The organism is Methanobrevibacter sp., from assembly GCF_030539665.1.
Classification (GTDB): Archaea; Methanobacteriota; Methanobacteria; order Methanobacteriales; family Methanobacteriaceae; genus Methanocatella.
The window spans coordinates 121401-135532 of record NZ_JAUNXR010000003.1 but is presented as its reverse complement, the minus strand read 5'-3'; the positions used below and the strand labels follow the sequence as shown (position 1 = coordinate 135532).

General features: G+C 34.0%; 17 protein-coding genes, 1 tRNA gene and 1 other RNA gene. 16 read left to right on the top strand and 3 right to left on the bottom strand.

Translation table 11 applies throughout. The features are described from left to right. The first annotated feature begins 498 nt into the window (after positions 1-498). From Q4P18_RS04810 to rbr, 4 genes are all read left to right on the top strand, one after another. Positions 499-657 (top strand): hypothetical protein, encoded by a 159-nt coding sequence (locus Q4P18_RS04810; RefSeq protein ID WP_303336247.1) that lies wholly within the window; start codon positions 499-501, stop codon positions 655-657. A 128-nt stretch (positions 658-785) separates the two neighbouring features. Beyond that, positions 786-1673, top strand: a complete 888-nt coding sequence (locus Q4P18_RS04805; protein WP_303336245.1) for a hypothetical protein — start codon at positions 786-788, stop codon at positions 1671-1673. Positions 1674-1689: 16 nt separating this feature from the next. Continuing rightward, positions 1690-2115 (top strand): hypothetical protein, encoded by a 426-nt coding sequence (locus Q4P18_RS04800; RefSeq protein ID WP_303336243.1) that lies wholly within the window; start codon positions 1690-1692, stop codon positions 2113-2115. A gap of 72 nt (positions 2116-2187) precedes the next feature. After that, positions 2188-2763: a rubrerythrin gene (gene rbr / locus Q4P18_RS04795; protein WP_303336241.1), complete on the top strand. Its 576-nt coding sequence runs from the start codon at positions 2188-2190 to the stop codon at positions 2761-2763. A 25-nt stretch (positions 2764-2788) separates the two neighbouring features. Here the strand turns inward: rbr and Q4P18_RS04790 are convergent, their stop codons facing one another. Next, positions 2789-3532, bottom strand: coding sequence for an archaeosine tRNA-ribosyltransferase (locus Q4P18_RS04790; RefSeq protein ID WP_303336239.1), 744 nt, complete (start codon positions 3530-3532; stop codon positions 2789-2791). Between the two features lie 186 nt (positions 3533-3718). On the opposite strand from Q4P18_RS04790, the gene hdrC reads away from it, so the two are divergent. The 12 genes from hdrC to Q4P18_RS04730 all read left to right on the top strand — a co-directional run bounded on the left by hdrC (position 3719) and on the right by Q4P18_RS04730 (position 12081). Then, positions 3719-4849, top strand: coding sequence for a CoB--CoM heterodisulfide reductase subunit C (gene hdrC, locus Q4P18_RS04785; protein WP_303336236.1), 1131 nt, complete (start codon positions 3719-3721; stop codon positions 4847-4849). A 23-nt stretch (positions 4850-4872) separates the two neighbouring features. After that, positions 4873-5781, top strand: coding sequence for a CoB--CoM heterodisulfide reductase subunit B (gene hdrB, locus Q4P18_RS04780; RefSeq protein ID WP_303336234.1), 909 nt, complete (start codon positions 4873-4875; stop codon positions 5779-5781). Between the two features lie 60 nt (positions 5782-5841). Beyond that, positions 5842-6207, top strand: coding sequence for a hypothetical protein (locus Q4P18_RS04775; RefSeq protein ID WP_303336233.1), 366 nt, complete (start codon positions 5842-5844; stop codon positions 6205-6207). 118 nt (positions 6208-6325) lie between these two features. Next, a complete protein-coding gene (locus tag Q4P18_RS04770; RefSeq protein WP_303336231.1) occupies positions 6326-6592 on the top strand; it encodes a DUF749 domain-containing protein in 267 nt (88 codons plus the stop codon). Then, entirely contained in the window at positions 6589-7113 is a 525-nt protein-coding gene (locus Q4P18_RS04765) for a DUF2096 domain-containing protein (RefSeq protein WP_303336228.1), read from the top strand. Before Q4P18_RS04770 ends, Q4P18_RS04765 begins: the two co-directional genes overlap by 4 nt. 87 nt (positions 7114-7200) lie before the next feature. Further along, positions 7201-7890 carry a metallophosphoesterase gene (locus Q4P18_RS04760; RefSeq protein WP_303336226.1) on the top strand — a complete coding sequence of 230 codons (690 nt, stop codon included), beginning with the start codon at positions 7201-7203 and terminating at the stop codon, positions 7888-7890. A gap of 18 nt (positions 7891-7908) precedes the next feature. After that, complete coding sequence (locus Q4P18_RS04755; RefSeq protein ID WP_303336224.1) at positions 7909-9264, top strand: MFS transporter; 1356 nt, start codon at positions 7909-7911, stop codon at positions 9262-9264. A 228-nt stretch (positions 9265-9492) separates the two neighbouring features. Continuing rightward, positions 9493-10140: a trimeric intracellular cation channel family protein gene (locus Q4P18_RS04750; RefSeq protein WP_303336222.1), complete on the top strand. Its 648-nt coding sequence runs from the start codon at positions 9493-9495 to the stop codon at positions 10138-10140. A gap of 145 nt (positions 10141-10285) precedes the next feature. Next, entirely contained in the window at positions 10286-11194 is a 909-nt protein-coding gene (locus tag Q4P18_RS04745) for a 2-phosphoglycerate kinase (RefSeq protein ID WP_303336221.1), read from the top strand. Beyond that, positions 11169-11567: a CBS domain-containing protein gene (locus Q4P18_RS04740; RefSeq protein ID WP_303336219.1), complete on the top strand. Its 399-nt coding sequence runs from the start codon at positions 11169-11171 to the stop codon at positions 11565-11567. The genes Q4P18_RS04745 and Q4P18_RS04740 overlap by 26 nt, the downstream gene beginning before the upstream one ends. A gap of 68 nt (positions 11568-11635) precedes the next feature. Beyond that, positions 11636-11951: signal recognition particle sRNA (gene ffs / locus Q4P18_RS04735), an RNA gene on the top strand. A 45-nt stretch (positions 11952-11996) separates the two neighbouring features. Further along, positions 11997-12081, top strand: a tRNA-Ser gene (locus tag Q4P18_RS04730). A 23-nt stretch (positions 12082-12104) separates the two neighbouring features. Here the strand turns inward: Q4P18_RS04730 and Q4P18_RS04725 are convergent. Both Q4P18_RS04725 and Q4P18_RS04720 read right to left on the bottom strand, forming a co-directional pair. Beyond that, positions 12105-13010, bottom strand: a complete 906-nt coding sequence (locus tag Q4P18_RS04725; RefSeq protein ID WP_303336217.1) for a cation diffusion facilitator family transporter — start codon at positions 13008-13010, stop codon at positions 12105-12107. Beyond that, positions 13003-14121, bottom strand: a complete 1119-nt coding sequence (locus tag Q4P18_RS04720; protein ID WP_303336215.1) for a pyridoxal phosphate-dependent aminotransferase — start codon at positions 14119-14121, stop codon at positions 13003-13005. The genes Q4P18_RS04725 and Q4P18_RS04720 overlap by 8 nt, the downstream gene beginning before the upstream one ends. Positions 14122-14132: the final 11 nt, after the last annotated feature.

Sequence of the window (14132 nt, the reverse complement as noted above, 5' to 3'; positions counted from 1 at the left end):
ATAAGATGGGTAGTAGGAAAAATGTGTCCTTTTTTCCCTACTTTTTGTTTATCTTCTCTTATATCTTGGAGATTATAAAATGATTGACTGATCATTTTATTATGAGAATGACATGAATTTATATTCATATCGTTTTATACTTTAATGTTCATTATATTTAAATATTTTTCTTTTATTTTCAGTTTTAATTTTCATATCATGAAATTTTTCATAGGGTTTTTTCATCAATTGAAAAAGAAACAAATGATTTTTCTATACGTATCTTCAAGTTTTGAAGAAAATGTTGCTCCTTTTCATAAAATCATAATTTCTCCAATAAAAAAATCCGTTTCATTCAGACAGTTTCGGGCAACAACTTTCAGATTTATTTTTTGTTGCTTCACATGTTTTTGCACATTTTTTTAAAACTTACTTCTGTGATATTTTTCATTATTTTTTCATAAATTTCATAATTTTAAAAACTTAATACTTATATATTTTCAAGTATTACCTTTTTGTATGAAAAAAACAAAGCGTGTTACTATTTCAATCAACAACGATGTGGATCTGCATTTTAGAAAACTGGCTTCATCAAAAATGCTCTTCAAAACAGGGTGGTACTCCGAAGCCGTTGAGGAGGCCATGGAACTCTGGATAAAAGAAGAAGAAGCATCCTAATTTTTTTCATTTTTTATTTTTTATTTTTTTCTCCAGAAATCTGATTTTAGCAATTTAATGTAAAACTTTTTATATCTAGTAATTTTATTATAGATTATATAAGAAATAATCATTTTTAGGTGTTGTATATGCTAAAAAGGGAAATACGAACTGTTGAGGTTTATACAGAAACAACTTTAAGCAGTGAGGATAACAGTAAGAAGGAAGTTGTGCAAAAAAAGGTTAATTTACTTGAAGATGATCCGTTTGAAAATGATGATGAGGTAATCGTCCTATCTCTTGAAGAATATGAGAAGCTGGCAAAATGTAATTGCAGTGAGGAAATCAAACAAAAGGACGGCCAAATCGAAGAACTTACAGAACAGGTCAAAACCCTCAAGGATTCTTTTTTTGATGACGTTTTTGACCTTAAAGACCAGCTCAATGATAAGGAGAAACTTATACAGGCCAATGACAAGATTGCTGAATTGAACGATAAACTAAACAAAATCGATGAGGAAAGGGTAGCTATCTTTAAAGAGCTTGACTATAAGAACAAGATGATTCTTGCATACAATGTGGAGCTCAACAAGTCAATCTTGAAGGCAATCAATGTTGTTATTGACGAGGCAAGGGAAAATATAAATGCCAAAAACCAGATGCTGGCCAAAAGGTTGGAGCAGTCAATAGAAAACTCCAAAAAAGAGGTCAATGAGAAGAATAAAGCTATAGCATTCGAGATAAACAGTACCATGGATGCAATCAATGAAGAGATTAGGAACACAAGCATGATTAAAATGCTTTTGAATAAGAAGAACATTAATTTGGTTGTCCCTACCGACGACCTATTGAAACCATTTGAGTTTGACATGGATCTTGACCACCTCTTCGATGGCCAGATTCTTGAACTGGATGCTGCAGAAGTGCTGAAAGAGGTAATGCCCAAACTTCCAGAACCGTTTTCAAAATATATTGACACCTTAGAAGAGGATAATGAAGAAGATATAAATACTATTGATATCGAAATAATAGATTAAAATGGAGATGGAAAATATGGAACTTAAAACATTCAAAAACAAAAAGATTTCTTTCAAATATCCCGTAACCTGGGAAAAAGAACAACCGGATACTTTCAACAATCCCGATTGTATAGCTACACTGTCAAAAGGCGATGAAAACCTTCTTAATGTTGTAATGTTTCCAACACATGCAAACCTAGAAGAATTCAAGCTCAAAATGGAGGACATGATTACCGATGACGGCGGAGTACTCATGGAATCAGATTTGGTTTCAAGAGCGGGAAAGGATGCGATTAAGGTAGTTGCTGAAATGAGCACTCCAGATATCGTTTTTGAAATTTACACTTATGTTTTCATTTATTTAAACAACATATACATATTTGAGCTAAGAACAGTCAATCCAAGAAATGATCTCTTGGATGAGTACGATGCACTAATAAATTCATTTGAAATTTTATAGTTTCCCATAATAGCAAAACGTTTATATATTAAGTTGTACTATGTAACTTTAATCAAAAAGGAGATGATTAACATGGGTGAAGAATTAATCCAAAACGAAGACTTAAGCAAATTAGAAGGAACTCAAACTTTCGAAAACCTTAAAGCAGCATATTCTGGCGAATGTCAAAATGTTGTAAAATACCTTATTTACGCTAAAAAAGCTAAAAAAGACGGTTATGTAGGGTTCCAAGAAGTATTCGAAACCACTTCCCACAATGAATTGGCTCACGCTAAAATGTGGTTCAAAATCATGCACGATGACGGAGTACCTGACACTTTTACCAATCTTAAAGATGCAACTGCAGGTGAAGATTGGGAATGGACCGAAATGTATCCTGGCTTTGCAGAAACTGCAGAAAAAGAAGGATTCACCGAAATTGCAGACTACTTCAGAAAAGTTGCAGAAGTGGAAAAGGCTCACCATCAAAGATATGATGAACTTATCAAAAATGTAGAAGACGGTACCGTCTTTAAAAAAGAGGAAGAAATCATTTGGGAATGTGCTAATTGCGGTCACTTAGAATATGGTATTGAAGCACCAGAAAAATGTCCAGTATGTGCACATCCAAGAGCATACTTCATTAAAAAAATAGATAATTATATCTAAATTATCTTTTTCAATTCTTTTTTTTTTAATATAGCTGAGTATTTTCAAGCAAATAGCTCATGTATTTTTTATCCAGTATTTTCAGGGCTGAAATGTTTTGAGGTGTTGTAGTTGATCTTTCCTCTACAAGATTTCTCAAGGACTTGTTCTTAATGTGTGCCTGGATTTCACGAATTACGAATTCAAGGGTATGGATATTGTATTCCTCTAGTTTTTCCCTGGTTAGATCATCAAAAAGGGCATATTCGTCTAAATCATAAGTTTTGGTGGCAGTCATCAGGTCATTCAAATAGCTGTAATAGTTTGCGGAGTCTGTAAGAAATCCGTCAACTCCTATATAACAGAGAAGGGGCATGAATGATGGTTCTGCAAAAGTAAATATCAGAAAACTGGTTGGGCTTAACTCTTTTTTTAATGTGACTATCATATCCACCAGATCTCTTGGATGGAGCAGTAACTCGTCACTATTGGCTATCAGGAAACCGTTATATCCAATCTCTTCAAGTTTCTTAGCGCATTTTACTCTTAAATCAATGTATTTTGAACCTTGGATTACTGCAAAGTCGCATTCTTCAACATTTTCTTTAGCCTTTTTCAATGTTTCCCTTACATTCATTTCAGCTATCTCTTTGTCTATATTGTATGATGATCCTTCGCATGGGGCTATTTTCATGGTGTTCCTGTTAAATAGCCTTGGGGTAAGTTCCCCATCTAATTTTCCTAGTCTTGCTGGTCCGTCATGTGATTTAATTTCAAATTTTCTTATCAAGCTTAACAACCCTTTCATTAATGTTAATATTTATTATAGGTTGTTTTATTTTAATGTTGTCAAATAATGTGTCACCTTTTAGGTTACACTCATCGAAAATTTAGTAACCTTTATATATGGTTTTCATTAAAATTTATAGTAAGGATGTGAGGAATTTATCCAATGATTATCCAAGGTGTGTTTTCAATGTCTATTTTAAGTCGTCTCCGTTCTCTATTTGGAGGAGGAGATAAGGAAGAAAAAAACGATTCTACAGCAAAAGCTGAAGAAAACGTTAAAGTTACATCTTCAAAAGAGAAACTTGATGATAATATCGTTTCTGGAAAAAAAAGTTCTGAACCGATTTCAAAACCTGAATCAGGTTCCAAAGACATACCTTCTGAAAAAGATTTAGATAAGAAAGAATCTGTCCCTGAAACTGAGGTTGAAAAATCTGAAGAAACTACTATTCCTGAGTTAGCTGAAGAAGCTACTGAAGTTGCTCAAGAAAGGATTAATGAAGTTGCTGAAGAGGAAGAAAAATCTGAAGAAACTACTATTCCTGAGTTAGCTGAAGAAGCTACTGAAGTTGCTCAAGAAAGGATTAATGAAGTTGCTGAAGAGGAAGAAAAGGCTGAAGAAGAAGGTTCTGATCTTATTGATGAGGAAGATGCTTCTGAAGATGAATCAGATGATGAAGCTGAAGAAGTTGAACCTGAAGAAAACGAAGATGAAATCGAAGATGAAAATACTGACGAAAATGATAAAGAGAGAGATAATATGACTTTATTAACAGATAAAGAATTAATAACTAGCGAAAGTCTCGACAAAGACTTTACTGCAGCTTTTATTGATGCAGGAATTGAAACTGTTAAAAACTGTTTCCAATGTGGTACTTGTGGTGGATCCTGTCCTTCAGGAAGAAGAACTCCTTATAAAGTAAGACAATTAGTAAGAAAATGTTTACTCGGATTAAAAGACGACGTAATCTCTGATGATGCTTTATGGATGTGTACTACCTGTTACACCTGTCAAGAAAGATGTCCTAGAAGTGTAATTATTGTAGGAATTGTTAAAAAAGCAAGAAATATTGCTGCACACGCAGGATACATGGCAAAAGCTCACAAAATGACTGGTTTATTCGTAATTACCACTGGTCACGGTGTACCAATTAACCCTGTAACTAAAGAATTAAGAGAAAGAGTAGGACTCGGACCTTTACCACCTACTACTCACATGTTCCCAGAAGCATTAGAAGAAGTTCAAAAAATCTGTAAACTTACCGGATTTGACGAATTAATCGGCTATGATGAAGCAACTGGAGAATTAAAAGATTAAATTATTTTTATTGAGGAGATAATATGGAAGTAGCATATTTCTTAGGTTGTATTATGAACAACCGTTACCCTGGTGTAGAAAAAGCAACCAGAATTTTATTTGACGCATTAGATATTGAGTTAAAAGATATGGAAGGAGCATCCTGTTGTCCTGCTCCTGGTGTATTCGGTTCTTTCGATGAAAAAACATGGGCATCCATCGCAGCTCGTAACTTAACCATTGCTGAAGATATGGGAATGGACATTATGACTGAATGTAACGGATGTTTCGGTTCTTTACTCGAATGTAACAACTTATTAAAAGAAGACCCAGAAGCTAAAGAAGAAATCAACGAAATTCTCGCTGAAGTAGGAAGAGAATACAAAGGTACCATTGACGTAAAACACTTTGCCCAAATTTTAAGAGACGATGTAGGATTTGAAAAATTAGCATCTATCGTAGAAAAACCAGTAAACTTAAACGTTGCTGCTCACTACGGATGTCACTTCTTAAAACCTACCAAAGAAGTAGGTATTGAAGAATCTGCAGAAGACCCATCCATCTTAGATGATCTTATAGAAATCACCGGTGCAAAATCCATTCCATACGAAGAAAAAATGTTATGTTGTGGTGCTGGTGGAGGATTAAGATCTAGAGACATCGACGTAACCTTAAGCATGACCAAAGAAAAATTAGAAAACATGCAAGCTGCAGGTGTAGACGCTATTGTAAACGTTTGCCCATTCTGTCACTTACAATTTGATGTAGGTCAAACTGAAGTTAACAAAAAATACGGAACCAACTTCAGCATTCCTGTATTCCACTTAGCTCAATTATACGGTATTGCTATGGGATTAGACGCAAAAGAATTAACCATGGACAACCACTTAATTGACTGTGCTCCAGCTCTTGCTAAAGCATTAGAAGAATACGACAGATTAGCAACAGAATAATTGTAAGGATTTTTCCTTTCAATTTTTTTTTATTTTTTTTAGTATTTGGACGTTGAAAATATGAAACATAAATGGGTAATTGGGCTTGTTATTATCATTGTTGTTTTTGCTGTTGTAGCTTTTTCATCATTTAATGTTGACTTAAATTCCATCAGTTCAGATAATGAATCTTCAGGGGTTGTTTTAAAAGTTATTGGTGAAGGTCCATGGTCTGCCAGTATAACCGATGGTGATGGATACGTTAATTTCTACAACGAAAGTAATGCTACATATTCTTTAAATGGAAATTCCTCTATTAGTGTTACTGTTACAAAACAATCAAATGACGATGGTTTAATTGAAGCACAACTTTTAAAGGACGGAAAAGTTATTTCCAATCAATCAACTAACGCTCCATTAGGTTCTGTTACTGTTAAGATGGAATAATTTTTCATCTTTTTTTTATGAATTTTTATTTAGTTTTATCATTTACGAACAATTCTCAATTAAGTTTATATATTATTAAATGTATATGATATACTGTAAAAAATTTTAAGGTGATTATATGTTTGTCGCAACTTTAGAAGGAATATTTAAATACGGAGATCTTCCAGAAAATTACAATCCATACGTACAATTTAAAGCAACTATTGAAAAAAGGGACGTACAAGATGATGATGAATTAGCAATCTTGAAAATTACTGGTACAGACAGCTACCATGTTTTATTCTTAGATGCATATGATAGTATTGCAGAAATTCAACAAGAATTAAAAGATGCTGATGCAAAAATTAATCATACCACTTTAAAAATTATAGGTGGACACTTATGAATGTACCTTCTGAACAAAATTGGTTGGTACTCGTAAAACTTCTCACAGATTTAAAGAAAAAAGGTTATGAAATTCCAGATGAGTTCAATTCTGACTTATCTCTTGCTAGGTCCTCTATCAATTTCTATAAAAAAGATCCAACTAATATGGAAATGATCAATGCTTTAGCTAAAGCAGATATGATGATGAATGAAATTCAGGAATCATTGGTGGCTATGGCTGAACAGGAAGGAGAGGACTATCTTAATGAATGGTTGGATTTACTATCAAGATCTACAAGAGGCGAAGAAGTTTTCAAAATGCCTCAATCAAGATCAAGATTTTTAATCAATACTCCTCCTGGAATGTCCAGTGGTAGAATTACACTTAAATCTCCTTTAGCAGAAGAGCGGGTACAGGAAATAGCTGAGTGGAATGGCCTTATAATCGAATTTGATGACGATTATACTGTCGCTTTATATGGTGACAAGTCCGATGTTCAGAGTGGTTTAAAAGAAATGGGGCCATTCTTTTCAGAATAACTTTTTTTATTTTTTTATATTAAATCATAAATTTTATTACTTTTTAGTTTAATATAATTAATTATTTATTAATTAGGGGCATTTAAAATGAAAATATTATCAATTAGTGATGTTCATGGTCAGGAAAATGAGAATTTATATAAATATGTTAAAGAAAATGACATTGATTTAGTTCTTGTTTCAGGAGATATTACTGATTTCGGACCTTTGGAATTTGTAGGCGAATTTTTCGATAAGCTTGCAGAATGTGATGTTGATATAATAGCAATTCCAGGTAACTGCGACCCTAAAGGTATTTGTAATGCAATTAATGAAAGTGGCGTGTTCTGCTTACATAACAACATTATTGCTTATGGGGATGCAATTTTATTTGGATACGGCGGTTCTAATGAAACTCCATTCAACACTCCTGGCGAAATCCAAGACAATAAGATTTACGGGGACGTTTATGAGTTGCTAGCTCAATACGATTATATTTACAATGATAAGGTTCCTAAAGTAAAGATATTACTTACTCATGCACCCCCATATAACACAAAAGCTGATTTGACTGATTCAGGCATGCATGTTGGAAGTCAGGGTATTCAAAAATCCATTCATGAATTCCAGCCTGACATTAATTTGTGCGGCCATATTCATGAAGCAAAATCAATTGATCAACTTGGTGACAATACAATTATTGCAAACCCTGGAATGCTTAAGGACAATGGAGCCGTTTTAGTTACCATTAATGATGGCTCTGATTATAATGTTGAGTTAGTGGACTTATCAGAATAATTTTTTTTGGTGTTTGTTATGGATAAACGATTGGCATACGTTGTTATCATTATAACTTCCATAACAACTTTTTTTGTTGCATACATTTCATCTGCCATTTCAATAGTGCTTCCTACAATGGCCGTTTTCTTTAAGATGGATAATGTAATGCAAAATTGGATTTCTTTAATCTATTTATTGGTTATAGCTACCTTCTCTATTTTGGCAGGTACCTTTTCTAAAAGGCATGGTTTGAAAAAGTCATTGTTGATTGGGGTAGTTATTTTTTTACTGGGTTCAATTTTATCCGGAATTTCAACCTCATCTTTATTTATAATTGCATCAAGGGCAATAGAAGGATTGGGGGCTGCTTTCATTTATGTTTCCGGAACAGCCATGATTGTTGAGGCAGTTGATGAAAGCTTGAGAGGAACAGCTCTTGGAATCAATCTTGCTTCATTTTATGTTGGGTTGACAATAGCTCCATTTTTGGGAGGTTTCTTATCTAACAATTACGGTTGGCAGAGTATTTTTTACATTCAGGTGCCTTTCTTGCTGATTGCAATTTTCCTGATAATATTTGAAATCAAGCAGGATTGGGTTAGGGATAAAAGCACAAGTGTCAACTTCAAGAGCCTTACTTTAATCAGCATAGCAATTTTTGTCATGATGTATGGTTTCACCATACTGAACCAGATTGAAGGCATTGCATTAATAATAATAGGATTGGTTTGCTTTTATTTGTCATTTAAACAGAAGAATCCTGTATTTAAATTGGATCTATTTAAGAATATTAAGTTCTTAAGTTCAAATATCGCATCTTTAACCAGTTATATAGGTATTTATGTCCTGACTTATGTCTTAAACTACCATTTCCAATATATCATGGGATATTCTGCAGAAATGTCAGGTGCCCTTTTAGTTATCGGGCCTTTGGTAATGACATTCTCAGCAGTCATTGCAGGCAGATTGTCCGATAAGAGAAATCCGGAAGTAATAGCTATGGCAGGTATTTTCATAGTTTTAATTTCAATGATAATGATTACTTTGATATTCAAGAACACTCCTTTGGATTATATAATACTGGCTATGGTAATTTACGGAGTAGGTTATGGTTTGTTTGCTTCACCAAACACAAAGGTCATTATGAGTTCACTGCCGTCAAAATACAATGATTATGCATCATCTGCAGTTTCCACAAGTAAATATGTAGGAAAAACACTTAGTTTGGCCTTATTTACAGTTATATTTGCCATTGTAATGGGAAATGTTGTAATCAGCAGCACCAACTATGGCCTGTTGATATTAAGTTCACAGATAACCTGCGGAATTTGTACTGTATTCTGTTTCATTTCATTTGTAGCTACTGTAGTTGGTTACAGATCCAAGAATTGATCTTATATTTCTTTCCCTTTTTTGGATTTCGACAGTTGGTTACAGATCCAAGAATTGATCTTATATTTCTTTCCCTTTTTTGGATTTCGGCAGTTGGTTACAGATCCAAGAATTAATCTTATATTTTTTTTTCTTTTTTTGGATTTCGGCAGTTGGCTAAAATCTAAAAATTAAATTTTTTATACTTTGAGAAAGATAGTTTAATCATAAATCTTTTTGTGATAGTTTATGAACACATATATTTTCATTTTTGAAGTTATAGGAACCATTGCCTTTGCAATTTCAGGAGCTCTTACCGGGATGAGAAGAGAGATGGATATTTTTGGAATTGCTGTTTTAGGCATAACCACTGCTGTTGGAGGAGGTATGGTGAGAGACGCTATTCTGGGAATCACTCCTGTTTCTGCACTTATACGTCCGGAGTTTATTTTAATAGCTGGTGCAACTTCACTTTTAATATTCCCGACTTTGATAAACAAGCACATTGTCTTAAACAAAAACCTTTTTGAAAAGATATTTTTAATTGCGGATTCAATTGGTTTGGGAATCTTCACAGCTTACGGATTTCTCGTAGGTTTTGAGGCAGGATTCAGCGAATGGTTTCTGCTTATTTCCGTTGCGGTAATAACTGGAGTTGGGGGCGGTGTAATGAGGGACATTTTTGCTCTTCAAAAACCGATAATATTTGTAAGGCATATTTACGCTACAGCTTCAATTGCAGGGGCTATTGTTTGCTATGCCGTAAACTTATACTTCAACATCAATTGGGCCATTGTTCTATGCTTTATTGTGGTGTTCATATTGAGAATTTTATCTGCACACCTGGATCTGGACCTTCCGAAAGCCAAGTATTATCATGAATTCAATTTGAAATAATCTATAATTTTTCGCTTTTTATTGAACTTTTTTTAAAAATTACCTATATGTTGTTATTAGTTTGGTTAATTTTTGTTTTATAAAATTAAATGACAATGTTTATTTAAGATTAAGTTACAAAATAACTATATGGAGGCTTGCTTCAATGATAATGGTTAAAGGTAAAGTGGAAAATAATGAGTACAAAGAACCATTTTCAAAGGGTATTCTGGCTAGATCTCTTGTAGTGACTGATATGGGAGCAGATGACGCTTATAAAATAGCTGCTGAAATCGAGTCCAAGCTAACAAGGGAAAATATCGATGAAATAACAATTCCTGATTTGACTCAGCTTATCATAAGGTATCTTGAGGAAAATTATCCTGTCTTTGCTGAGAAATATAAAAAATGGAGAATTATTAGAAAAACCAAGGAACCTTTAATTATCTTAATTGGAGGGGCTTCAGGTGTTGGAACATCTTCAATGGCTTTTGAATTGGCCAGTAGGTTAGGTTTAAAGAATTTAATCAGTACGGATATGATACGTGAAGTTATGCGTAAAATAGTGTCTAAGGAACTGAGTCCCGTTATTCATAAATCAAGTTTCAACGCTTTTGAGAGTATTAGAACTCCAACAACAAGCATCGATCCGGTCATTGAAGGATTCATAAATCATGTTGATGTTGTAAATGTTGGTGTGGAGGCAATTATTGAACGTTCTCTTAAAGAAGGTATAAGTACAATTATTGAAGGGGTTCATATTGTTCCAGGTTTTGTAAGCAGGGAACTGATGGAAAATAACAATATTGTTGAATTCACTTTAATAGTGGATGATGAAGATATACATAAGGGCAGATTTTATTCAAGATGTAGGCGCCCATGGGTTAAAAGGTCCCTTCAAACTTATCTGGATAACTTCGATACAATTAGGAAAACACAGGATTTCATGATTGAGCAAGCTCATGAATTTGATTCTCATATTATCAACAATGTTGATGTTGTAAAAACAATTGACATTATGATAAATGATATTACAGAAAGATATGGTGATGTTAGTGTTAACAAGCAAAGTTAAGGACATAATGACTAAAAATGTAATAACCGTGAATCCGGATATGGATGTGGTTTATGCATTTGAAAGATTAATGAAACATAAGATAAGTGCAATGCCTGTCGTCGATGAGGACAAAAAGATTATTGGTATTGTAACAGCTACTGATTTGGGTCATAATCTAATTTTGGACAAGTATGAACTTGGAACTCAAGTTGGAAGTATAATGGTAGAGGATGTATTTACAATTTCTCCCGAAGACACTTTAGAATCAGCTATTAATGCAATGACTAAGGCTACATCCGGAAATGATATTTTAAATCAATTGCCTGTTGTAGACGGTGATGAATTGGTGGGCATAATCTCTGATGGGGACATCATTAAATATATCTTATAATTTTTTATTTTTCTAATTTCAACTCTTTTTTTTTGATAACATTTATATAATATTATTTTAATATATATTATATGGCTAGACTGGAGGGTTAGGGGTCCTCTGTAAGCACATACCCCCTTTGGTGCGGTCGAAGTTCAAAAGGCGGCTTTTTGATGAAGTGTAGGCCTAAAAAAATAGCATAGAAACCTCGCCCTGCAGGATTGGTGGTGATTTCTGCTTTACTGGAGGGTAAAGATTTTTTATCTTAATTTTAAGCAATGGGTCAGGCCCGGAAGGGAGCAGCCCACTTAATTACATTCAATGCTTGTAGAATCACGGGGTGGAGCTTGTTTTTTTAGATCACCTATGCTTCTGACATTAGTCCACTTTTGAACATGCCATTTTTTAGATAACTTTATATTATATGAATGTCAAAATAAGTAATAGTATGTCGGGATGGCCCAGCCTGGTACGGCGTCGGACTGCTAATCCGATGATCCCTTGGATCACCCGGGTTCAAATCCCGGTCCCGGCGTTATTTTTAATTTTTTTTATAATTTACATATCGATTTCTTGTTTATGGTCATATTCAACACCACATGGACAGGAATGAACAGTAACTTCTTTTACGATTTCTACCTTTTCCATAATGTTGTTTTGAACTCTATGAACAATTTTATGAGATTCGAATAATTTTAGTTCACCATCAAGTTCAATATGGAGGACTACAATCGCATAAGCTCCAAAATAGTCCACTTTTATATTGTGAGCACCACAAACTTCAGGAATTTCTGTTGCATGATATTCAATTTCATCAATCAGATCTTGTGATGGGATTTTTCCCATGATATTTTCGATATTGTCTTTACAAACGGTTGCAGCGGTTTTAAAAATCATCAAACCAATAAACAATCCTATAATCGGGTCAAAGATAGGATAACCTGTTTTTGAAATAATAACTCCAATCAAAATAGCTACTGAAGAATAAACATCCACTCTCTGATGTTGGCCGTCAGCGATTATTGCCGGAGAATTGATCTTTTTACCCAAATGGATTATGTATGTACTTATTAAAATATTTGTAACGATACCTATCACTGCCATTACTGCAGCCAAATAGTCAGGCACAGTAATAAGGCTAGGATTTAAAAGTTTCCTTATGGCTCCGGTAACTATCTCATATCCAACTACAACTAAAAAAATAGTGATTAAAAGTCCTGCAATTGCTTCCGCTCTTCCATGTCCACTTTGATGCTCTGAATCAGCAGGCTTTTGTCCGATTCTAAAACCGATATATGCAATTATTGTTGTTGCTATATCGGATAATGTATGCGCCCCTTCGGAAATTAATGCATAACTTCCAGACATCAATCCAACGATTATGTTAAAAATGGTTAAAAAGGAGTTTGCACCTACTCCAACTATAGCTGCCTTTTTTCCTCCTTTTGTTCTCATTTCATCCATTATTCAATCCCTCTAATATGTCCATTGCCTTTTCAATGTTTTCATAAGAGTTAGCATAAGACATTCTTACATGTTTCCTACCATTTTCACCGAATGGAAGTCCCGGAACTGTAATAACTCCAGCATCTGCAGCGGTTCTGACAAATTCCATAGGATTTTCAACTTCAGGGTAAACATAAAATGCCCCGTCAGGTATTGGGGTGTTGTAGCCCATATCAATTAAACGGCTTGTAATCAAATCTCTTCTTCTCTTGAATTCAGCAACCATTTTTTCAACTGAATCTTGAGGGCCGCTCAATGCTTCAATAGCTCCAATTTGACCTATTGAATTAGCACAGGCAGTACAATATTGATGTATCTTTAAAAGTTCTTCATTAAGGTTTTCCCCTGCATTCAAGTATCCAATCCTGATTCCGGTCATTGCATATGTTTTTGAAAAACCGTTGATTGTAATTACATTATCGCAGTAGGCGCCAGGGGAATAATGCTTTTTATCGTAAATGATTTTTTCATATATTTCATCGGAGATTATGATGAAATCATGGTCTTCAGACAGTTCAGCTATTGCTTTTACGTCTTCCTTGTCCATAACAGCTCCAGATGGATTGCATGGGGAATTTAGCATTATTGCTTTTGTTTTTGAGGATATTTTTTCCTTGACATCTTCAATTTTAAGTTTTAAACTATTTTCCATTGAACATTCCACTGGGACTGGAGTGGCTTCACTCATGTTTATGCAGGCCTCATAAGATAGAAAGCTAGGGTCCGGGAGAAGAATTTCATCTCCTTTTTCAAAAAATGCCTGTGCACACATATAAAGTGCTTCACTAGCACCATTTGTCACAATAACGTTTTCTATATCTGTTTCAATGTTATTGTCATTGTCAAATTTTTTAACGATCTCTTCTCTAAGTTCAACATAACCTTTATTTGGAGTGTAATGAGTATCGTTGTCTTCAATCGCTTTACTCATGGCTGCTTTAATATTTTCAGGAACATCAAAATCAGGCTCTCCAATTCCAAGATTTATTGCATCTGGATTTGTCACTTCAAACATTTTTCTTATTTGAGATAACTCTACCATTTTTGTTCTGTTAGCGGGATTAATCATATTATTATGTT

What these genes read in the sequence shown, in the direction of transcription:
- Q4P18_RS04810 (WP_303336247.1), top strand. Translation starts at nt 499, where the DNA reads ATGAAAAAAACAAAGCGTGTTACTATTTCAATCAACAACGATGTGGAT.
- Q4P18_RS04805 (WP_303336245.1), top strand. Translation starts at nt 786, where the DNA reads ATGCTAAAAAGGGAAATACGAACTGTTGAGGTTTATACAGAAACAACT.
- Q4P18_RS04800 (WP_303336243.1), top strand. Translation starts at nt 1,690, where the DNA reads ATGGAACTTAAAACATTCAAAAACAAAAAGATTTCTTTCAAATATCCC.
- rbr (WP_303336241.1), top strand. Translation starts at nt 2,188, where the DNA reads ATGGGTGAAGAATTAATCCAAAACGAAGACTTAAGCAAATTAGAAGGA.
- hdrC (WP_303336236.1), top strand. Translation starts at nt 3,719, where the DNA reads ATGTCTATTTTAAGTCGTCTCCGTTCTCTATTTGGAGGAGGAGATAAG.
- hdrB (WP_303336234.1), top strand. Translation starts at nt 4,873, where the DNA reads ATGGAAGTAGCATATTTCTTAGGTTGTATTATGAACAACCGTTACCCT.
- Q4P18_RS04775 (WP_303336233.1), top strand. Translation starts at nt 5,842, where the DNA reads ATGAAACATAAATGGGTAATTGGGCTTGTTATTATCATTGTTGTTTTT.
- Q4P18_RS04770 (WP_303336231.1), top strand. Translation starts at nt 6,326, where the DNA reads ATGTTTGTCGCAACTTTAGAAGGAATATTTAAATACGGAGATCTTCCA.
- Q4P18_RS04765 (WP_303336228.1), top strand. Translation starts at nt 6,589, where the DNA reads ATGAATGTACCTTCTGAACAAAATTGGTTGGTACTCGTAAAACTTCTC.
- Q4P18_RS04760 (WP_303336226.1), top strand. Translation starts at nt 7,201, where the DNA reads ATGAAAATATTATCAATTAGTGATGTTCATGGTCAGGAAAATGAGAAT.
- Q4P18_RS04755 (WP_303336224.1), top strand. Translation starts at nt 7,909, where the DNA reads ATGGATAAACGATTGGCATACGTTGTTATCATTATAACTTCCATAACA.
- Q4P18_RS04750 (WP_303336222.1), top strand. Translation starts at nt 9,493, where the DNA reads ATGAACACATATATTTTCATTTTTGAAGTTATAGGAACCATTGCCTTT.
- Q4P18_RS04745 (WP_303336221.1), top strand. Translation starts at nt 10,286, where the DNA reads ATGATAATGGTTAAAGGTAAAGTGGAAAATAATGAGTACAAAGAACCA.
- Q4P18_RS04740 (WP_303336219.1), top strand. Translation starts at nt 11,169, where the DNA reads ATGTTAGTGTTAACAAGCAAAGTTAAGGACATAATGACTAAAAATGTA.
- Q4P18_RS04725 (WP_303336217.1), bottom strand. Translation starts at nt 13,010, where the DNA reads ATGGATGAAATGAGAACAAAAGGAGGAAAAAAGGCAGCTATAGTTGGA.
- Q4P18_RS04720 (WP_303336215.1), bottom strand. Translation starts at nt 14,121, where the DNA reads ATGATTAATCCCGCTAACAGAACAAAAATGGTAGAGTTATCTCAAATA.